At 58.8% G+C, this 19,949-nt stretch carries 15 protein-coding genes and 1 pseudogene; 12 read left to right on the top strand and 4 right to left on the bottom strand.

Annotation, left to right across the window (positions count from 1 at the left end; translation table 11 throughout):
* Positions 1–36: 36 nt before the first annotated feature.
* The 3 genes and pseudogenes from I6I12_RS09905 to I6I12_RS09915 all read left to right on the top strand — a co-directional run bounded on the left by I6I12_RS09905 (position 37) and on the right by I6I12_RS09915 (position 4,148).
* Positions 37–1,359: an ABC transporter substrate-binding protein gene (locus tag I6I12_RS09905; protein WP_049359450.1), complete on the top strand. Its 1,323-nt coding sequence runs from the start codon at positions 37–39 to the stop codon at positions 1,357–1,359.
* A 47-nt stretch (positions 1,360–1,406) separates the two neighbouring features.
* Positions 1,407–2,528, top strand: coding sequence for an ABC transporter ATP-binding protein (locus I6I12_RS09910; RefSeq protein WP_200288116.1), 1,122 nt, complete (start codon positions 1,407–1,409; stop codon positions 2,526–2,528).
* A gap of 225 nt (positions 2,529–2,753) precedes the next feature.
* Positions 2,754–4,148: pseudogene (locus tag I6I12_RS09915) on the top strand (GntP family permease).
* Positions 4,149–4,156: 8 nt separating this feature from the next.
* On the opposite strand, the gene I6I12_RS09920 reads toward I6I12_RS09915, so the two are convergent.
* The 3 genes from I6I12_RS09920 to uriT all read right to left on the bottom strand — a co-directional run bounded on the left by I6I12_RS09920 (position 4,157) and on the right by uriT (position 7,392).
* Positions 4,157–4,666, bottom strand: a complete 510-nt coding sequence (locus tag I6I12_RS09920; protein ID WP_200288118.1) for a gluconokinase — start codon at positions 4,664–4,666, stop codon at positions 4,157–4,159.
* A gap of 350 nt (positions 4,667–5,016) precedes the next feature.
* Positions 5,017–5,958 carry a uridine-preferring nucleoside hydrolase UriH gene (gene uriH / locus I6I12_RS09925; RefSeq protein ID WP_200288120.1) on the bottom strand — a complete coding sequence of 314 codons (942 nt, stop codon included), beginning with the start codon at positions 5,956–5,958 and terminating at the stop codon, positions 5,017–5,019.
* A gap of 9 nt (positions 5,959–5,967) precedes the next feature.
* Positions 5,968–7,392 carry a uridine transporter UriT gene (gene uriT / locus I6I12_RS09930; protein ID WP_200288122.1) on the bottom strand — a complete coding sequence of 475 codons (1,425 nt, stop codon included), beginning with the start codon at positions 7,390–7,392 and terminating at the stop codon, positions 5,968–5,970.
* Between the two features lie 66 nt (positions 7,393–7,458).
* On the opposite strand from uriT, the gene I6I12_RS09935 reads away from it, so the two are divergent.
* From I6I12_RS09935 to I6I12_RS09950, 4 genes are all read left to right on the top strand, one after another.
* Positions 7,459–8,067, top strand: coding sequence for a hypothetical protein (locus I6I12_RS09935; RefSeq protein WP_200288124.1), 609 nt, complete (start codon positions 7,459–7,461; stop codon positions 8,065–8,067).
* A gap of 81 nt (positions 8,068–8,148) precedes the next feature.
* Positions 8,149–9,699 (top strand): alkaline phosphatase D family protein, encoded by a 1,551-nt coding sequence (locus tag I6I12_RS09940; RefSeq protein ID WP_200288126.1) that lies wholly within the window; start codon positions 8,149–8,151, stop codon positions 9,697–9,699.
* Between the two features lie 21 nt (positions 9,700–9,720).
* Positions 9,721–10,626 (top strand): polysaccharide lyase family protein, encoded by a 906-nt coding sequence (locus tag I6I12_RS09945; RefSeq protein WP_200288127.1) that lies wholly within the window; start codon positions 9,721–9,723, stop codon positions 10,624–10,626.
* Between the two features lie 135 nt (positions 10,627–10,761).
* Positions 10,762–11,955: an amidase gene (locus I6I12_RS09950; RefSeq protein WP_200288128.1), complete on the top strand. Its 1,194-nt coding sequence runs from the start codon at positions 10,762–10,764 to the stop codon at positions 11,953–11,955.
* Here I6I12_RS09950 and I6I12_RS09955 read toward each other — a convergent pair.
* The gene (locus I6I12_RS09955; protein ID WP_200288129.1) at positions 11,952–12,461 is read right to left on the bottom strand and encodes a 2'-5' RNA ligase family protein; all 510 of its coding nucleotides are present in this window, start codon (positions 12,459–12,461) and stop codon (positions 11,952–11,954) included. The two genes, I6I12_RS09950 and I6I12_RS09955, sit on opposite strands and share 4 nt — an antisense overlap.
* A gap of 103 nt (positions 12,462–12,564) precedes the next feature.
* On the opposite strand from I6I12_RS09955, the gene I6I12_RS09960 reads away from it, so the two are divergent.
* From I6I12_RS09960 to I6I12_RS09980, 5 genes are all read left to right on the top strand, one after another.
* Positions 12,565–14,463, top strand: coding sequence for a fructose-specific PTS transporter subunit EIIC (locus tag I6I12_RS09960; protein ID WP_200288130.1), 1,899 nt, complete (start codon positions 12,565–12,567; stop codon positions 14,461–14,463).
* A gap of 558 nt (positions 14,464–15,021) precedes the next feature.
* Positions 15,022–15,585: a CAP domain-containing protein gene (locus I6I12_RS09965; RefSeq protein ID WP_200288131.1), complete on the top strand. Its 564-nt coding sequence runs from the start codon at positions 15,022–15,024 to the stop codon at positions 15,583–15,585.
* Between the two features lie 211 nt (positions 15,586–15,796).
* Positions 15,797–16,558 carry a LamB/YcsF family protein gene (locus tag I6I12_RS09970; RefSeq protein WP_200288132.1) on the top strand — a complete coding sequence of 254 codons (762 nt, stop codon included), beginning with the start codon at positions 15,797–15,799 and terminating at the stop codon, positions 16,556–16,558.
* Complete coding sequence (locus I6I12_RS09975; protein ID WP_200288133.1) at positions 16,558–18,132, top strand: 5-oxoprolinase subunit B/C family protein; 1,575 nt, start codon at positions 16,558–16,560, stop codon at positions 18,130–18,132. Before I6I12_RS09970 ends, I6I12_RS09975 begins: the two co-directional genes overlap by 1 nt.
* Positions 18,122–19,903 carry an acetyl/propionyl/methylcrotonyl-CoA carboxylase subunit alpha gene (locus I6I12_RS09980; protein ID WP_023020731.1) on the top strand — a complete coding sequence of 594 codons (1,782 nt, stop codon included), beginning with the start codon at positions 18,122–18,124 and terminating at the stop codon, positions 19,901–19,903. Before I6I12_RS09975 ends, I6I12_RS09980 begins: the two co-directional genes overlap by 11 nt.
* The last annotated feature ends 46 nt before the right edge of the window (positions 19,904–19,949 follow it).

The following is a 19,949-nucleotide window of genomic DNA, read 5'->3' on the forward strand; positions in this document are numbered from 1 at the left end:
TTTCCCCCCTTAACCAGGATTTTTCAGGAGAACTACATGCTACGCCGCACATTCCTCGCCCTTGCTACCACAGCCGCATCTGCCACCACTCTCGCCGCTTGCGCCGGCACCTCTTCTACTAACCCACAAGGCGGTAAAGACAAAGGCGGCGATGGTGAAGTCACCGAACTGACCTGGTGGTCCAACCACCCGGGCACGTCTAAGGACATTGAGAAGGAAATCATCTCCCGCTTTGAAAAGGAGAATCCTGATATCAAGGTCAACCTCGTTGATGCCGGCAAGAACTACGAAGAGGCTGCACAGAAATTCAACGCCGCGCTCACCGGCCAAGATCTACCGGACATCGTGGTGCTTTCCGACGTCTGGTGGTACAACTTTGCCATCAACGGCCAGATCGCCAACGTGGATGACCTGGCGAAAGAAGCCGGCATCGACCTGTCTACCTATGTGCAGCCACTCTACGAGGATTACAACTACGACGGCGGCCACTTTGCGCTTCCTTTCGCTCGTTCCACGCCGTTGTTCTACTACAACAAGGACGCGTGGAAGAAGGCCGGTCTGCCAGACCGCGGTCCGAAATCCTGGGATGAGATGGACGAGTGGTCCAAGAAGCTCGCCGCGGCCGATTCCAAGATGAAGCCATTTGGCTGGGGCGATGCCGTGGACTACCTGGGCTGGATCTTCCAAGGCCCACTGTGGTCCAAGGGCGGTGCCTACTCCGATGAGTGGGACTTGAAGTTCACCGATGACAAGACCATCAAGGCCGTCGAGTGGCTCAAAGACATCACCGATGAAAAGAAGGGCTACTCCTACGTGGGCAATGACATGGCCATGGAGTTCGGCACCGGCCGCGCAGCCGCGACTGTGCTGTCCACCGGTGACCTGGCAGGCCTGACCGATACCGCTAAATTCGAGCTCGGTACTGCATTCCTGCCTAACCCTACTGGCGATGGCGCCTGCCCTACCGGTGGTGCTGGCCTTGCCATCCCAGCTGGCATCAGCAAGAACCGCCAGTTGGCTGCAATTAAGCTCATCGACTTCATCACCAATGAGGAAAACACCTGCTACTGGTCCCAGAACGTGGGCTATATGCCGGTGCGCTCCACCGCGGTAGACAACAAGGACCAGAAGAAGTTCATGGAAGAAAACCCGAACTTCGAAACCGCCATCAAGCAACTTCCGGAGACTCGCCCGCAGGATAATGCCCGTGTCTTCCTGCCCGGCGCGGACCAGGAGATTGGTGGTGCTTTCGAAAAGATTGTCACCAACCGCGATGACGTCACCAAGGTGCTTACAGACCTGCAAAAGACCCTGCAGTCCATTTATGACAACCAGGTCAAGACCGTCATCAATAAGTAGGCTCCCCCAGGCGCCCTCCTCCCCTCACTACATTCTGAAAGGTAACCATGGCTACTGTCACCTTCGATGGCGCAAGCCGCATCTACTCCAAGGATGCTAAACGCCCCGCCGTTGACCGCCTCAACCTCGATATTGCTGATGGCGAATTCTTGGTCCTTGTCGGCCCCTCCGGCTGCGGTAAGTCCACCAGCCTGCGCATGCTCGCCGGCCTCGAACCCACCGACCGCGGCTCCATTCGCATCGGCGGTAAGGACGTCACCGGCGTGAGCCCCTCGGACCGCGACGTAGCCATGGTCTTTCAAAACTATGCGCTCTACCCCAATATGTCCGTAGCGCAGAATATGTCTTTCGCACTGGAAAACCGCAAGGTCCCTAAAAGCGAGATTAAGTCTCGCGTGCAAGCGGCCGCGAAAATCCTGCAGATGGAAGATCTGCTGGACCGCAAGCCCGCCAATCTTTCCGGCGGCCAGCGCCAGCGCGTGGCCATGGGACGCGCCATCGTGCGTGAGCCGGCCGTATTCTGCATGGACGAGCCCTTGTCCAACTTGGATGCCAAACTGCGCGTATCCACCCGCGCGCAGATCTCTAACCTGCAGCGCCGTCTTGGCACCACCACCGTCTACGTCACCCATGACCAGACGGAGGCGATGACCATGGGTGACCGCGTCGCAGTTCTCAACGCCGGCGTCCTACAGCAGGTGGATACCACCCGTACCATTTATGACCGCCCGCAGAACGTCTTTGTCGCCGGTTTCATTGGCTCCCCGGCGATGAATATCTACGACCTATCCCATAACTCCTCGGAGCTGCGTATCGGCTCTACCCGCATCAACTTGGCCAATTACAACTTCGATGGCGTTGAGACTGTCACCGTGGGCATCCGCCCTGAAGACTGGCAGTTAAGCGATACCGGCAACGGTGGGGCAAAGTTTACTGTCGCGCATATCGAGGAACTGGGTAACCAGACCTACGTTTATGGCGACCTTAACGGCGCCGCGGGCAGCAGCTCCGCCGATGGCATCCTTAAGTCCTCTACCCGCATGGGCGGTCAGACAGGAATCCTAGTCAATGCCCGCAGCCGCTATGCGGTGGGCGATACTTTCTATGTTTCTCCCAGCCCAGACCATGTGCATCTGTTCAGCACCACCACTGGTGAACGTCTAAACTAAATGCCGCCGTCAGTTAAAATCCGTTTTCCTGCCACGTAAACCCGCAGGATGCAGTATCCAACACTAAACCCTGGGGCCAGTTCATTGGCTCCCAGGGAATTTTTATATGCCAACCCCAGCAGGGGTGTCGGGTTGGTCGCATTTAGGGGAAGGGGGCGTCGGTAAGCAGAGCTGCTGCTAACGTTGCCGTTATTCAAAGGTTTGCATTAGAAAAGGAGTCCGCCCATGGATACGTGGGAACCCACCCTGTCGACCGGCCCGCTGCTGGGCATTGCGGTGGCCGCCATCGCCGTAATTTAGGTGTTGGTCATCTATTTCAAGCTTCACGCCTTCCTCACACTATTGGTGGTCTCGGCACTCACGGCGCTGGCTGCGGGCATTCCCCTCGACGGAATCGTGCCCACCATGACAGAGAGCTTTAGCTCCACCCTAGGTTCGGTGGCACTGCTCGTAGGCTTGGGCGCCATGATCGGCCGGCTGGTGGAGGCTTCCGGTGGCGCTAAATCGCTTGCCGACGCCATGGTCCGCCGCTTCGGCGAATCCAAAGCACCCCTAGCACTCGGCCTAGCGTCGCTCATTATGGGCTTTCCCATTTTCTTCGATGCCGGCCTGATTGTGATGCTGCCGGTTATCTTCGCCGTCGCTCGCCGCTTGAATGGCCCTGTCCTTGCCTTCGGTCTGCCGGCAGCTGGCGCATTCTCGGTCATGCACGTCTACCTGCCGCCGCACCCGGGCCCCGTTGCAGCCAGCGAATTCTACGGCGCCGATATGGGTCTCGTTCTTTTAGTCGGACTCATCCTAGCCCTGCCCACCTGGTATATCTCCGGCTACCGCTTTGGACTGCTCTCCGGTAAGAAATTCCCCATCAAGGTAACCGATGCCATCGCCGGTCCCCTCCTCACGGAGGACGAGCAACCTCACAAGCCTGCCTCTGCCGCCACGGTGATTTCCATCCTGCTCATCCCGATGGTACTCATCTTCTTTAACACCGGTCTCAATGCTTTGGCGTCCTATGGCACCATCGACGCCGACGCCGCGTGGGTACGGTTCTTTGTCATGCTGGGCCAGACCCCCATTGCCCTGCTGATTACCCTCCTCGTCGCGCTCGTGGTCTTGGGCCTGCGCCGTGGCGTAGAAAAGACCGCGTTGGAAAAGCTTGTCGATTCCTCCCTCGGCCCCATCTGCTCGGTCGTGCTTATCACCGGTGCCGGCGGCATGTTCGGTGGTGTGTTGCGTACCTCCGGGATTGGCGATGCGCTTGCTGATTCCCTTTCCGGCCTCGGCATCCCCGTCATCCTGGCCTGCTACCTCATCGCCGTGGCCCTGCGCCTGGCCCAAGGCTCGGCGACCGTTGCGCTAACTACGGCTGCCGCCCTCATGGTCCCAGCCGTAGAAGCTGGTGGCTTCAACGAGCTCCAGCTCGCTCTTATCGTTGTTGCAACCGCCGCCGGTTCCGTCTTCGGCTCCCATGTCAATGACTCCGGCTTCTGGCTCGTCGGCCGTCTCATGGGCATGGACACCATGACCACGCTTAAGACCTGGACTGTCAACCAGGTGCTCATCTCCGTTATCGGCTTCGCCCTAGTCCTGGTCATGTACGGCGCCGCAGCCGCCTTCTAGCGCCAGCTTTAAGTACCCGCTTTAATCCATGCTGCGGCATCGCCCGCAATTTCCGACGCCGGCCGTGTCACATCAAAGACCCGGCCGGTTTCGTCATCTTCCAGCGGCTCCAAGGTATCGAATTGCGATTGCAAAAGCGATGCCGGCATAAAGTGCCCCGGCCGATGCTGCATGCGTTCATACAGCACATCAAAATCCCCGTGCACGTGGACAAACACCACGCCCGGGCAATACTCGCGAATCAGATCCCGGTATTTCCGCTTCAACGCACTACACCCCACCATCGCACCATCCGGCCTATCCGCCAACCACTGACCAATCTGCTTCAGCCACGGTTCCCGGTCCGCATCATCGAGCGGTATCCCCGCCGCCATCTTGTCGATATTGGCCTGCGGGTGCATATCATCGCCATCGCGATACTCCAGCCCAACCAGCGGCGAGAGCGCCTCCCCCACCGTTGTCTTGCCCGAGCCTGATACTCCCATGACAACGACGTGGCGGAAACTGTGCTGCTTCATGGTGGCTCCTAGGGTTGGGGTTTTAATCGAGTTTAGGCTGAACCCCAGCGCTGACCTATTTTGCGCCGTTCTCATCCCTGGCACAACCGGTGCGATCTGTGTCATTGCGACCAAGGCCTAGATGTTTGGACGAAGCACATCAAGGTAACCACGAATCTCGGCAGAAATAACTTCCACCAGAAAATTAAGGATGGCTCAATAGCTGAATTGGTTCAGCGACTACATGATTTCGCATAAATCATCCGTTGGGAGCCTCTGCCAAGGAAAGCAGCCACGCTATGCCCCCCCAACTGAGGGTTAAGGGGCGATAACGTGGCTGAAAGTTGGCTGGCTCGCGGGGTGAAGGTGGCCTAGGCGAGGTTTTTGAGAGCGTCGGTAACCAGCCGCCAGAAGCCGGCGTGGTCGAGGGTGGTGGCGACTTGGGTGTGGCAGGAGGCGTCGGCAGGCTCGCGGAGATCGGTGACGGTCATGCCAGTGGTAAGGGCGCCGGCAAGTTCGACGTGGACGGGTGCCTTGCGGGTCTGAACGATGTCCGGATCGATGAGGTAGGCGATGGTGCACGGGTCGTGGACCGGCGGGTTATCAAAGCCTTGGTTGGCCTGGTAGGCCTTGCGGAAGAAGCCGAAAAGGCCGACGACGAACTCCGAGACTGGGGTCTCCAAAGCCTTGATTTCTGCTTCGACCTCCAGGGTGGCAAGCGCCTGGTGCGTGAGGTCGAGGCCCACCATGGTTACAGGCCAAGGCTCTTCAAAGACGATGTGGGCGGCCTCGGGATCGATCTTGATATTGAACTCGGCGACTGGGGACCAATTGCCCTCGTGGTAGCCGCCGCCCATGAGGACTACTTCCTTGACACGCTCGACGATGCGCGGCTCCTTGCGCGCGGCCATCGCAATATTAGTTAGCGGCCCAGTAGGCACGAGGGTGATGGTGCCGGGCTCGTGGGACATGATGGTGTCGATGATGAAGTCGATGGCGTGGGCGTCGGCAAGCGCGGTGCTTGGTTCCGGAAGTTGGACACCTTCCACGTCCATGCCGGTGGAGCCGTGGATGGCCTCGGCAACCTCGACGGGGCGCACGAGTGGGCGGTCGCAGCCGGCATAAACGGGAATCTCCGGGTGACCAGCGATTTCCTTGACCACCAGGGCATTATGGGAGACCTTATCCAAGGTCTGGTTGCCGCCCACGGTGGTAATGCCCAGCAGCTCGATGGTGGGGTTTCCCATGGCTAGAAGCAGGGCCACCGCGTCATCGTGGCCGGGGTCGCAGTCCAGAATGGTTTTTCGCGTCATGCCACGAGCCTACTTTCGGGCGTTGACGGCCGCCACGGTGTCATCGATGGACTCCGGTCGCGGAATGCGGAAGGACAAAGCTAGGGCTGCAAGCAGAATGATGACGCCGGCAATCATGCCCGCGCGGTAACCATGCTCGAAAGACCCGGAAACCGCGAACAGCACTGCAAAGGACAAGCCCGCGCCTAGGTTGAAGGCGCCGGCGTTCATGCCGGGCAGGTAGCCCTGGTTATCGGCCGGCGAGAGCACAATTCCTAAGCCATTGAGCATGATATTGGCAATGCCCGCGTAGGTCACGCCCAAGAAAATAGAGACGAGAAGCAGGGTCCACGCGTTCGGGGCACCAACCACGAAGATAGAAATAATCAGGCCGACGACGGTACCGATGAGGCCGGTTTGCAAGACGTATTTATAGCCCAACTTGGAGGCCATCCAGCCGGCAATCGGGCCGAAGACCAAGCCGGCGAGGGCGTATGGGGTGAGCGTGACCCAAGAAATGGCGCTGGCAGAAATTCCGGCGCCGGCATCTGCATCCTGGCCAAGGTTAGGGATAAGGCCATTCATCACGGCAAAGACACCGGTCATGGTGAGCAGCGTGGTAGAAAGCAGTGCCCACGTGCGGCGTTGTTTGAGGTAGGCCACCGGTACGAGCGGATCGGCGACCTTCTTCTCCACATTCCAGAAGGCCCAGAAGCCGGCGGCACCGATGAGGAGAAGGATGATGACGAGGAACCAATTGGCCTCAGCAAGCTTGCCGGCTTCGTTGAACGCAGTGAGAACGCAACCCAGCGCCACCGCCAGAGGTAGAACTCCTGCCCAATCCATGCGCGGGGTTTCAGTGGCCGTGGACTCCTTGGTAAATACCTGCACCGCTACTACTGCAATGACGCACAGAACTGCCATGGTCCAAAAGACCGAGCGGTAGCCGAAGTTGCCTGCCAGCCAGCCGCCGGCCAGCGCATCCACGCCGGCAATACCACCGTTTACCGAGGTCACAATGCCCAGCAACAGGGCGTACTGCTGTTCATTGAGCACTTGCTGGCGCAGCATAATCAAGCACAGTGGGACCGTAGGACCTGCCACGCCTTGAATAATGCGGCCAATAAGCAGCACGGCGACGTTCGGCGCAATGGCTGATACCACGCACCCCAGCGCAGCTACCGCCATCATGCCAACGAGGACCTTCCTGCGCCCGATGAGGTCACCCCAGCGCGGCAGGAATAGTGAGAACAGTGCCGCGGCCGTAAAGAATGCCGTTTGCGTCAGGCCGATCTGTGCGGTGGTAGCTCCCAACTCGTCTTCCATCGTCGCCAAGGCTGGCGAGAGCATCGACGCATTGAGCTGGAACGCAAACACCGCAGTAAGCAGTGCGAACATCAACGGGATATAGGAGCTGGGCTGGAGCTTTGGGGGCTCAGAGGTGGTGGAAGTCATGGCTTTCAATGTAGTTGATGAATCCTGCGCTCCAGATATTTTCTCATTGTCTACTATCCATAGATTATGAAAACTCTCTCCTACTTCGTCGCTCTCATAACGGTGATGCTTTCTTTGGCTTCTTGTTCCTCTCCGGATTCGCAGCCGGCAGGAGCAACCGCAACTAGTTCCTCCAGCACGGCCAATAGTTCAACTATCAGCTCTAGTTCCACAAGCTCTGCGCCCGAGCCGTCCTCTTCGGAGCCGCAACCGACAGCGGAAGCTGAGCCTTCGCTTGCCGACGCTCCCCTAGCGAACACCACCGAATCCACCTCAGAACCCACCCTGACCGAGTGCGTCTACGGCGGCGGTAGCTGGACTACCAACGGTTGGTACAGCGATGGAACTATCCGCTGGGCGCAAGAATGCCAAAACCTCCACGACGAGCAAATGGCAAAATACCCCTACCGGTGCCCGCAAACAGATCACTACGTCTCCGATCCGTCTCAGTGCTCGTCCCCGGTAGGCAACGGTACTGGCGGCTCAGATTCGGATTATGATCCCAGCATCCCGGCTTATATGACACGTTCCGCTGAGGTTGAGCAGATGCGCGCTGAAAACCAGAAGTGGTGGTTTAACTGCCAGGCAGAACATTCGGCTGAATACTGCCTCGAGAACGATCCTTGGAGTCCATAGATTTCATGCTGATTTAACCAGCGATTCACCGCGGCTGCTTAGGCTGAAAAAGTTCCTTTTAAACCTTTTGTGGAGCTTTGTATGCCTTATTCAAATAGTCGTTCTTCTTTTAATCGTCGTAACTTCCTGCAGATTGCAGGTGTGTCGGCCGCGGCGGTGGCTGCGGGTATTAATGCACCAGCAAAGGCGGGTGCGCAGTCGAGCCTAAGCTCATGGGGATCGTCACGAGGTGGGGATCTGCCGCAGGATTCGGAGCTTTTTGGCTTGGGCGTAGCGGCGGGTATGCCGCGGCATGATTCCATGATCCTGTGGACCCGCTTGGCCCCGGAACCGCTGGCTGAGGATGGTCACGGCGGCATGACCGGCGGCGATGTCCGCGTGGGTTGGGAAGTTGCGAAGGATGAGGGGTTTGGGGACGTCGTCAAGCAGGGCGAGGCCTTAGCCCAACGCGAGCTGGCACACTCGGTACATCCGCAGGTCACTGGACTGGAGCCGGCAACTGAGTATTTTTATCGCTTCCGCGTGGATGGCAAGGTAAGCCCAGTAGGTCGGTTTAAAACTCTGCCCGCACCCGGCGCGAAGGTGGATGATTTCACCTTCACAGTGGCTTCGTGTCAGGCGTGGTATCACGGCTATTTCACCCCGTGGAAGCATATTGCGCAGGAGCCGGATCTGGATATGACCATTTTCGTGGGCGACTATATCTACGAATACGGCATTGTGGAAGGCAATAATTTGTGGCGCCAGGGCGCAAGCGTGCCCGATGTTTTCAAGGCAAAGGTGGAGACTCTGGAGCAATATCGCCTGCGCTACTCGCTCTTCAAATCTGATGAGCACCTGCAGGCCGCGCATGCGCGCGCTGCGATGGCGATTGTGTGGGATGACCACGAGGTTGAAAACAACTACGCCGGCAATTGGTCCGAGATTGGCACCAAGGCCGAGCACTTCCTCTACCAGCGCGCAGCTGCCTACCGTGCCTTTTATGAGAATCTTCCGGTCGCCCCGCCCGCGCTTCCCGAAGGCCCCAATAACCGCATTTATGATTCCTTCGACGTGGGCACGCTAATGCGTTTCAACCTGGTCGATACCCGCCAATACCGCGAGGAATCCGCGGAGGATGCCAGCATCTTGGGCGCGGAACAGGAGCAGTGGCTCAACGATAAGCTCGCCACCTCCCCGGCACAGTGGAACGTGGTGGTCAATAGCGTGGTCGTCGTACCAATCGCCGATAGCACCGACCAATGGGACGGCTTCCCAACAGCGCGCCGCCGCCTTATCGAGTCCCTATCTAAGGTAAGCGATCCCGTTGTCTTTACCGGCGATATTCACCAACACTGCGCTGCCGAGATTCAATCCGAATCGGGCCAGCCCGTCGGCGTGGAATTGGTCGCCACCTCCATTGCTTCCGATGGCGATGGCTTTGCCGGTTCCAAGAGCACCGAGTGGTTGGAAAAGCCATATGTGAAGGCCATGGATAAGCGCCGTGGCTACATCAAAGTGCACGCTACCCGCGAGCACCTCGATTCCGAATTCGTCGTCGTGCCCTGGATTGAGCGCGATGATACCGCCCCGCGCGAGACTGCTTTCTCCTTCCGTACCAATGCCGGCGAGCACACGCTGCGCTCCCTCTAAACCCCGAAAGGACAATTCATCATGGGACTTTTTAGCTCGCTTTCCTCTTCTTCCTCTCGCCACGGTTCTTCCCGCAAACATTCCTCTGACCAAGGGTCCTCTACCCCAGCTCCTACCGCGAGTGCTGCTCCACCGGCCGTAGCTAACATTCAGGCAGAACCGCAGCTCATGGAAAATTACGTCACTTGGGAGCCTGTTTCCTGGGACGTCGTCTTGGATCACTACCGTGTCATCGGCACCGATCCCAATGGTGTAGACGTGCTGTTGGGCAAGACCATCTTCCCCTTTTTCCACCACTCCCGGCGCGACGTCGCCGGTGAAAAGTGGTCCTACTACGTCAAGGTAGTAGATGCTTCCGGTACCGAGTCCGCTCCTTCTGGCAAGGCAACGTCTACCTCCCTGCCTTCGGTTACTGCTGGCCAAGCGCTAGCCACGATTGGTTCCTTTGATCGAAAAGGCACAGAGTTCCAGTACTCGCCAAAGGACTACAAGAAGATCGTCACTGCGCACCCAGACCAGACGATCACCGTTGGACCGGATGCTACGCCTGCCGACGTCCCTTATCTCCTCCCCGGTCCCGGCGATAAATGGGCCGGCAGCAAATCCTACACGCTGAAGTGGACGGTGAAATTGGATAAGCCTGCCTCAAAGGCGGCACTGGCACTGTGGCTCATTGATACCACCAAGCTCGGCGGTGTTCTCGACGTCACGATTAATGACTTTCATAAACAAATAGAGCTCCCGCAAGGCGCAACGCAAGGTTCGCGCCAAGGCGATGCCAGCGGGGAACCGACCCCGCTGCGACCGGCAGCAATCGAGTTTGCTCTCGCCGAAGATACCCTGAAGGAAGGAGAGAACCAGCTCGTCTTCACCCTCCGCGAAGGAGGCTGGCTGGTATGGGATGCACTGGGGATTTTTGCTGGGTAACACCATGCAAGCGGTGCTTTGCCTAGAAACGGGAGATTGTTCACCGATTCCTGATGTACGGTAGTAACATCTGCATTCTTCTAATACATAGTAAACAGCAGAGGACGCCGACGTTGAAAGGACTTAGCTTCCGTTATGGCTACACTTTCTGATCGCCTGCACCGAGCCCAGCAGGATTTTAACGCGGTGATTACCGTCATCCCGTTTGATGAGCACGCGGTGGATGAATCACCCACGCTCATGGGGCAACCGGTGGCGTTCAAGGACATCGTGGATGTGGCATGCGTAGCTACTACCTGCGGCACCAAGGTCAAAGTTGGGCGCGCACCGGTTAAGGATGCACCAGTGGTGCAGCGTTTGACGGCGAAGGGTGCGCTGCCGGTAGCGAAGGCGAACCTGCAGGAGTTTTCCTATGGCATTTTGGGCGATGCCTCGGCCTACGGTCGCGTTATCAACCCACGCGATCCCGAAATCTGCGGCGGTGGTTCGAGCTCTGGTTCTGCCGCTTTGGTGGCTTGCGGCGCGCTGCAGCTTACGGTGGGCTCTGATAGCGCCGGCTCGGTGCGAGTGCCTGCTGCTTGCCAGGGCGTGCTGGGGTTCAAACCCACCTTCGGGCTCATTCCAGTAGAAGGTGTCTTCCCCTTCGCCCCGAGCTTTGATTGCATTGGATTCTTTGCCAGCTCAATTGACCTCATTGAGCAGGCCTTTATTGCTACCGCAGATGAGAAACCGGCCGCGGCGCAGGATGTTTCTGCTCTTGATGTCACGGCACTCAAGGCCAAGGGAGAGCGCTTCGCAGATCTTTTGGCGGCGCTAGAGCACTCGGACTTTAAGCTCGCCGAGGGAGTGGACTTGGAAGACACCATCGCCGCCACGGCCGAGCTCTACGAGCCGATGCGCTTGAAAGAGGTCTATGATGTCCACCGGCCGTTGCTGGACCAGCGCGAAAGGTACCAGGATGTCATTTTGCAGCGAGTGCTGGGCGGAGAAAATATCAGCCAAGAAGATTATGACGCGGCCGCACAGGGCGTGAAAGAGCTGCGCGAAAAGGCTCTTGCCCTGCTTGGCGATGCCCCCATTATTCTTACCCCTACCCTCGATTCCGGCCCCCTCAAGTGGTCCGATATCACCCCGGAGAATACCGCGGAATCGGCCGCGAGCCTGCGACGCTGGACCGAGCCTTTCAATGTGCTTGGATGGCCGGCGATTACGGTGCCGCTGCGCGGCGAAGAGGAAAAAGGCGTGGGTGATGCGGTGCAGGTCGTCGGCAAGCCGGGCGAGGACCTGACCGTGCTGCGCGTTGCCCGTGCTCTACAAGCCCTGCTCTAGGCCTCGGCCAGTACTGTCTTTTCCTGCGTGCGCGGCCGCCAATAGGCGGCTTCTACAGCGCTAAGCTCCTTGAAATGCGCTGAGGTGAGCTCATCCATTGCGTGGATATAGCCAGGAACCTCCTCGCGCGGCAGGCGCAATCCCATGGTCAGATGCGGGGTCCACCGCGGCCCGCGGCCGTCCGGATTGGCGGCACTGATTTTTCGCGCGGCAATTTCTAGCTCGTCGGTCGTTTCTAGTAGCCAAGCCACCGTCTGCTTGCGCTTGGTGCCGAAAATGACGTTTCCTACCCGCCGGAAATCTGCCGGTATGACAGGCGGCAGCAGCTGCGCCGCTAAATCCACGACCTCTGGCTGCATGTGCGGTGAAAAGGTCACAGTAATGTGCGGGCGTTGATGTTGGACGGGAAAGCCGCGCTGGGCAAGGCCGGCAAAGATTTCGCGTACTTGGTCTTCCTGCTTTTGCGGCAGGTAGAGCAAGATATTATCCGGCGATGCTTTACTCACGGCGTGGCGTCCTTTTCTGCGGTCGGGTGCTTCCAGCGTACCGGCGCATTAGATGACAATCCCCCATTGTGCCAACGCAAACGTTTGCCGTTTAATAAGACTCATGAGCACTTCAGAATCATCGCCCCTCATCCTCGCCATCACGGCGTGTCCGACGGGCATCGCGCATACCTATATGGCGGCCGAGAACCTTGAGGCCGCAGCCCAAGAACTGGGCTACCGCATCAAGATTGAAACTCACGGTTCTATCGGCGTCGAAGGAACCTTTAGCAAGCAAGATATCGAAGACGCCGATGCCATTGTCATTGGTGCCGATACTGTAATTTCCAAAGACCGCTTCCATGGCAAACGCCTCGAGGCCACCGGCGTGGACGAGGCCATCAAACACCCAAAGGAACTATTAAGCAGGTCCTTAAGTGCTGCGCGCTGGGAAGGCTCCGCAGACAACAAGGAAGAAGAAGCGCCCCGCAAAAAGAGTATTGGCCAGACCTTGTACAAAGCGCTGATGAACGGCGTCTCGCACATGATCCCGTTCGTGGTTACCGGCGGTTTGCTCATTGCGGTAGCCCTCTCTATCGGTGGCACCCCAACGCCTGAGGGCATGGCGATTCCAGAAGATAGCTTCTGGAACACGGTCAATGAACTCGGCTCTCTGGCGTTTTCACTGATGGTTCCAGTTCTCTCCGGTTACATCGCTGTGGGCATCGCGGACCGACCGGGCCTTGCGCCTGGCCTAATCACTGGCCTCATCGCCACCACCGGATCACTATATGGGTCTGAAACGGGTGCCGGCTTCTTGGGCGGCATTGTCACCGGTATCTTGTCGGGTTATGTGGCCCTGGCCATTAAGAAGATTCCAGTGCACAAATTCATTGCACCGATCTGGCCCATCATTGTCATCCCGATTTTCACCACCCTCATCGTGGGGCTTATCTTTATCTTGCTCATTGGCGCACCGGTCTCGGCTGCGTTCGAAACAATGACTGAGTACCTCGCCGGCATGCAGGGATCCTCCGTCATCGTGTTGGGCCTCATCCTTGGCGCCATGATTGCCTTCGACATGGGTGGTCCCTTCAATAAGACAGCCTTCCTCTTTGGCGGCGGCATGATCGCGGCTGGCAACGCGGCGCCGATGGGCATGGCGGCCTGCGCCATTGCTGTGCCACCTCTTGCCGTGGGCGTAGCGACGCTTCTGCGTCGCCGCTGGTTTAACAAAGCGGAAAATGATGCCGGCATCGCGGCATTGTTCATGGGATTCTTCGGCATTACTGAGGGCGCTATTCCGCTCGCTGCCGCACGCCCATTGCAGGTTATTCCCGCCAATGTTGCTGGTGGTGCCGTAGCCGGTGCACTTGCCGGAGCATTTGGCGCGCAAGACCACGTAATGCACGGCGGGCCAATCGTCGCGGTGCTCGGCGCCGTAGACAATGTCGTAGGTTTCTTTATCGCCATGCTCGCCGGCATCGCGGTCTGCGCGGGCCTTATCCTTCTGCTAGTGGGGTTGACGCAGCGCAAGGATAAACCGCTGGTAGCCGTGGACACGATCAGTCTGGATAAGGACTTGGGCTCTTCCAGCGAAGAGGTCATTCGTTCCCTAGTGAAGCTCACCTCTCCGCGAATGTCCGATGCGGAAGCGGTCGCTAGCGCCGCATTGCAGCGCGAATCTACCCGTTCCACCGGTGTGGGACACGGCGTAGCCATTCCTCACGCGCGGTCTGCCGGGGTAAAGGTACCCACCCTTGCCTTCGCCCGCCTACCCCAAGGTGTCACGTGGGCCGAGGGCGAGGACCCAACCACCCTCGCCTTCCTTATCGCCGTTCCCGACGATGCCGGAAAGCAGCATCTCAAGCTATTATCCAAGCTCGCACGCAACATCATGAAGGAAGACTTCCGCGCCCAACTCCACGGAGCACGGAACCGGAAGGAAGCCGCCGACATCATTTCCTCGGCCCTTTCGCCCGCCCCCTCTACTAACAAGGCGGCCGCGACCAGCCAGGCTTAAAAAGCCTTACTTTTGCGAGCGCTCAGCATTTCTCCGCTGAGCGCTCTTTTATGCCTAAACAGCGCGAAGATACCGCGATTCTGCTGCCCCCACGGACGGGGCAATGCGCCTAAAAGGCTCCGGCGAGACTATGTGCCGACATGGTGGAATCTCATAAATCTTATGACAACCAGAAACCACAAGGTTCTTCATAGGCTCTAGCAAGAAACTGGCCAGTTTCGCCGGTGGCTGGCTTAAAACTAGACCCATATACCTTAAATCAACCTCATTTCTCCGGGAACCTGAGATATGGATTGGAAATTACCCCCGTGGGGCGAGGCGTTCAACGCCGTCACTGAGGGAATTTAGGGGTTTCCTAGCTCAAATCGAGAAATAACTAAGAAGTAATTAGTTTTCCGGGAAATCATCTTTAGGAATCCTAATAATTGCTGGTCAGTTGGCTTTTACCCCGTGGTAATTGATTAAATTTTAAGTGAAGAGGAACGGAAATTCGCCGTGAACACCCCGCGATTTCCACCCTTGTGATACCCGCTAGGTTCCAGCAGAAAGGCACCGCTTATGTTTACCCCCAAAGTTCACTTCTGCGCCAAGAAGTTCGTCGCTCCTGCACTTGCAGCAGCCGTCGCCCTCGGCGTTGGCGTAGCTCCTGCAGAGGCATCGAGCTCCTTGAGTAGCTTCGGTGGCGTGAACCTTCCGGTACCTTCCGCCAATCTTCCCGTTGCTCCGGGTGCCGCTGCAAAACCGGTCGCTCCAGCTTCCAGCCGCGTCCAGAACATCATCAACTACACCAACGACCACCGCAAGGCACACGGCTTGCGCCCGGTTCGCGCCAACGGTGCGCTCAATGGCCTAGCCCAGGATTGGGCCAATCAGCTGGTTCGCGCCGATAAGCTCAGCCACCGCCCGCAGCACTGGAACTACTACCCAGCCAATATCCCGGCCGGCGGTGAGAACGTGCTGCAGGCATGGAGCGACTACTCCGATGCGCTGCTAGTAAAGCTCTGGTACGAGTCCCCAGGCCACCGCAAGATCATGCTGGACCCACGCGCCAAGACCATCGGCGTTGGCGTTGCCATCAACTCTGAAGGCAAGCTCTACGCCGTCCAGAACTACGGACGCTAAAGATTTATAAAGCTAGGGCCTAGGAACTCTTGGACTCTAGCGAGCTATGCCGCCCCGTCTCGGATCCCTTCTCCGAGACGGGGCGGTTTCCCGTATACGGGTGGGGGTGTACACGCGGGTAGTGCAAACGTAATCAGCTTCACAAATGTCAGTGTCGAGGGTTACACTTAAACCCATTCGAATTGTTCAACAATCTTAAGGACGGTGTTGAATGTCCGCGCTCCATATCGATCTCAATGCGGATTTGGGAGAGACCACTGCAGGCAACCCGGTCGCAGATGACGCGGCGATGCTGGAGATGGTCTCCTCAGCAAACGTGGCCACCGGGTTCCATGCGGGTGACCCACACTCTATTGCTGGCACACTGAAGGCAGCCGCAGAGGCCGGCGTGACCGTAGGCGCGCACGTGGGTTATAACGACGCCGCAGGCTTCGGTCGCCGCTTTATTGATTACAACCCGAACGAACTCGCCGATGAGGTGACTTATCAAATCGGTGCACTTGATGCTTTGGCTCGCGCCAATGGCACCAAGGTCTCCTACGTAAAGCCACACGGTGCGATGTATAACGCGATCGTGAAGGATAAGGCACAGGCAGAGGGCGTCATCAAGGGCATCAAGGCCTTTGATGACTTGCCGGTAATGTTGCTGCCTGGGGGCGTAGCAGTGGACGTCGCCAAGCAGAGCGGGCTCACCGTCATCCGAGAGGCTTTTGCGGACCGCAATTACAACCCCGATGGCACGCTCGTCTCACGCAAGGAATCCAATGCGGTGCTGGATAGCGCCGATGAGGTGGTACAGCGAGTGCTCGAGGTAGCACAAACCGGTTCGATTACCGCCGTGGATGGCACGAAGCTCGAGGTAGATGCGCAATCCGTATGTACCCACGGTGATTCCCCCGGCGCGGTGAAGCTGCTACGCGGCGTAGTGGAGCGCTTGCGGGCTGAGGGTATCGAGATTCGGAGCTTCATCTAATGCACATTAATTTTGTGGGCACTCGCGCATTGCTCATTGACTTGGAGGGATTAAACCAAGTCATGGACTGGCACGCTGCGCTGTCTGCCAAGCCTTTGAAGAATCAGGTGGACTGCATTGCGGCCGCCACTACCCTGCTGCTGACCTTTGAGGCACCCGATTCGGCGCGCGATGCGGCGGAATTTTTGCAACACTTTTCCCCTGCCACAGCCGCGACCACAGAGGCGCGCACGGTAGAAATCGATGTGCTCTATGACGGAAAAGATGTCGATGAGGCTGCAGACCTACTTGGCCTCTCGCGCGAGGCACTCATCAACTGGCATACCTCCACCGAGTGGACTGCCGCCTTCGGTGGCTTTGCCCCAGGGTTTACGTACTGCGCGCCTTCGGATCCGTCCTTGGCCCGCGCCGTGCCGCGCCGCTCCAGCCCCCGTACCGCAGTACCGGCCGGTGCCGTAGGCATTGCAGGCGAGTTTTCCGCGGTTTACCCACGCGTCTCCCCAGGTGGCTGGCAGCTGCTGGGCACCACCAATACGCCGATGTGGGATTCCAATGCCAACCCGCCAGCCTTGGTGCAGCCGGGCGACCGCGTGCGCTACCGCAGCGTGGATAAGCTACCGGAGCTCGTCGATCACTCTGCGCGCTCTAAACGCGCTCCTGCCCGCCTGCCGCGCATGGAGGTAATCGATGCCGGCCTACTCACTCTCTACCAAGACTTGGGGCGCCCAGGCGTGGGCGACCTCGGCGTGACCCCATCGGGTGCTGCGGACCGCGCCGCCGCCGCGACCGCCAATGTGGCCGTGGGCAACCCGCGCGGAGCAACCGTGCTGGAAAATATTGGCGGCATTAAGCTCCACGCGCTCACCGATACCGTCATTTGCGTCACCGGTGCGACCGCCCGTGTCCGCCTTGGTGAGATGCCGGTTCACCTCGCCCGTCCTGTCCTGGTCACGGCCGGGCAAACCGTCACGGTGGATCCCGCAACGGTAGGCATGCGCAACTACGTCGCTATTCGCGGCGGCATCATCGCCGAATCCGAGCTTGGCTCCGCAGCCACCGACGTCCTGTCGGGCCTCGGCCCAGACCCCGTCACCACCGGCGATGTCATCGGTGTGCTGCCGCGTTCTACCGGCATGACCGATGCCCAGCTTTCCAACCCACTACGAGTACGCGAAAGCTCCGATGGCAAGACCCGCGCTACCTTGCGCTGCGTGCTCGGTCCCCGCGATGACTGGTTTGGCGATAATGTCTCCGCCTTCCTGGATGCTGAATGGACCGTCACCTCAGATTCCAACCGCGTGGGCCTGCGCCTCGATGGCGATGAGCCGATTGAGCGCGTTAAAGACGGCGAACTTCCGTCCGAGGGCATGGTCGCCGGATCCATCCAAATCCCGCCCAATGGCAAACCCGTAGTCTTCCTGCGCGATCACGCTGTGACCGGTGGCTACCCCGTCATCGCCACCGTTTTGGAAGAAGATATTGATATTGCCGCGCAGCTGCCGCCCGGCGCACGCGTGAATTTTGAACTCGTAGCACCTCAAGCCTTGAACACTGGAGATAAAAATGCAGATTAAAACCGTCCTCATTGCTAACCGCGGCGAAATTGCCGTGCGTATCGCCCGCGTCGCCCGCGACCTAGGCATTAAGTCCATCGCCATTTACTCCGAAGCAGATGCGGGTGCTTTGCATACCCAGGTAGCAGATGAAGCTTATGCGCTGCCGGGCAATACGGCTGCCGATACCTACATGAACGTACCCGCGCTGCTTGATATCGCGGTGCGTGCCGGTGCAGATGCTATTCACCCAGGCTATGGCTTTTTGTCCGAAAACGCCGACTTTGCCCGCACGGTGACTGAAGCCGGAATGATTTGGATTGGCCCTTCGCCCGAGCATATTGAGTTACTCGGTGACAAGATTGCTGCCCGCCGCGTGGCCGAAGAGGTTGGCGCACCACTGGCACCTGGTACTTCTGATCCCATCGATGATTGGCAAGAAGCCCGCACCTTTGCCGAAGAGCACGGTCTGCCCATTGCCATCAAGGCCGCTTATGGCGGCGGCGGACGCGGCTTGAAGGTCGTAGACAATATGGAAGAAATCGAGGGCGCGTTCAACTCCGCTGGCCGCGAGGCCATGGAGGCTTTCGGCCGCGCGGAGTGCTACGTAGAGAAGTTCCTCACCCACCCGCGCCACGTCGAGGCCCAGGTGCTGGCCGATACGCACGGCAATGTGCGCGTGCTCGGCACCCGCGATTGCTCCACCCAGCGCCGCTTCCAAAAACTCATTGAGGAAGCCCCAGCACCCGCGCTTTCCGACGCCCAACGCAACGGCATCATCGAAGGCGCCCGCTCCATTTGCGCCAAGGTGGGCTATGTCGGTGCCGGCACTGTCGAGTACATCGTCTCCGAAGACGGCACCATATCCTTCCTCGAGGTCAATACCCGTGTGCAGGTCGAGCACCCCGTTACCGAGGCGGTCACCGGTACCGATATCATCGCTGAGCAATTCCGCATCGCGGCCGGCGAGCCGCTGTCCTTCGATGAGGATCCACAATCCCACGGCCATGCTTTTGAGTTCCGCATCAACGCCGAAGACATCCTCAATGGCTTCGCTCCGTGCCCTGGCACCATTGTCTCCTTCGAGCCGCCGACCGGCCCGGGCATCCGCGTTGATTCCGCGGTACGCTCTGGCTCCATCATCCCGCCCTACTATGATTCGCTGATTGCCAAGCTGGTGGTATGGGGCCCGACCCGCGAGATCGCCTTGGCCCGCGCCCGCTTTGCCCTGCGCGAATTCACCGTCACCGGCGTGCGCACCGTGCTGCCGTTCCACCGCGACATGATGGATGAGCCCGCGCTCATCGGTACCGCTGCTCCGGCAGAGGATGCCGCTGCCGCGGGGGCTTCCGAGATTGGTGTCTTTACTGACTGGGTTGACCACAACTACCGCCCATCTGCCGCCAACCAGGTGGAAAAGGTCGAAGCCATCTACACCCAGCGTCGCAATGTTGCCGTGGAGATCGATGGCAAGCTGGTCAACGTTGGCGTTCCAGTAGATTTCCTTGCCGCACCGGGCGCCGCCTCGGCCGGCGGCTCTGCATCCACGGCACCATCTTCGGCTGGTGCGCAGTCCACCGATGACAACGCAGTCACCTCCCCATTCGAGGCCAACCTTGTGGCGTGGAACGTCGCGGACGGCGATACCGTAGCCGAAGGCGATGCCATCGCCACCGTAGAGGCCATGAAGATGGAATCTGCTATTAAGGCGCCGCGCGGCGGCACCATCAAGCTCTTGGCTGCTGAGGGAGACCGTCTGGATTCCTCGAAGGTTATTGCGACCATCGATTAATGCTCGTGTAGGGGTTGTACACCTCATATTCAATGTGAGGTGCACA

This window comes from Corynebacterium kefirresidentii, assembly GCF_016599755.1.
GTDB classification, from domain to species: Bacteria; Actinomycetota; Actinomycetes; order Mycobacteriales; family Mycobacteriaceae; genus Corynebacterium; species Corynebacterium kefirresidentii.

Bases quoted from the DNA above. Each gene is read 5' to 3' on its own strand.
- I6I12_RS09905 (WP_049359450.1), top strand. From the start codon at position 37: ATGCTACGCCGCACATTCCTCGCCCTTGCTACCACAGCCGCATCTGCC.
- I6I12_RS09910 (WP_200288116.1), top strand. From the start codon at position 1,407: ATGGCTACTGTCACCTTCGATGGCGCAAGCCGCATCTACTCCAAGGAT.
- I6I12_RS09920 (WP_200288118.1), bottom strand. From the start codon at position 4,666: ATGAAGCAGCACAGTTTCCGCCACGTCGTTGTCATGGGAGTATCAGGC.
- uriH (WP_200288120.1), bottom strand. From the start codon at position 5,958: ATGACGCGAAAAACCATTCTGGACTGCGACCCCGGCCACGATGACGCG.
- uriT (WP_200288122.1), bottom strand. From the start codon at position 7,392: ATGACTTCCACCACCTCTGAGCCCCCAAAGCTCCAGCCCAGCTCCTAT.
- I6I12_RS09935 (WP_200288124.1), top strand. From the start codon at position 7,459: ATGAAAACTCTCTCCTACTTCGTCGCTCTCATAACGGTGATGCTTTCT.
- I6I12_RS09940 (WP_200288126.1), top strand. From the start codon at position 8,149: ATGCCTTATTCAAATAGTCGTTCTTCTTTTAATCGTCGTAACTTCCTG.
- I6I12_RS09945 (WP_200288127.1), top strand. From the start codon at position 9,721: ATGGGACTTTTTAGCTCGCTTTCCTCTTCTTCCTCTCGCCACGGTTCT.
- I6I12_RS09950 (WP_200288128.1), top strand. From the start codon at position 10,762: ATGGCTACACTTTCTGATCGCCTGCACCGAGCCCAGCAGGATTTTAAC.
- I6I12_RS09960 (WP_200288130.1), top strand. From the start codon at position 12,565: ATGAGCACTTCAGAATCATCGCCCCTCATCCTCGCCATCACGGCGTGT.
- I6I12_RS09965 (WP_200288131.1), top strand. From the start codon at position 15,022: ATGTTTACCCCCAAAGTTCACTTCTGCGCCAAGAAGTTCGTCGCTCCT.
- I6I12_RS09970 (WP_200288132.1), top strand. From the start codon at position 15,797: ATGTCCGCGCTCCATATCGATCTCAATGCGGATTTGGGAGAGACCACT.
- I6I12_RS09975 (WP_200288133.1), top strand. From the start codon at position 16,558: ATGCACATTAATTTTGTGGGCACTCGCGCATTGCTCATTGACTTGGAG.
- I6I12_RS09980 (WP_023020731.1), top strand. From the start codon at position 18,122: ATGCAGATTAAAACCGTCCTCATTGCTAACCGCGGCGAAATTGCCGTG.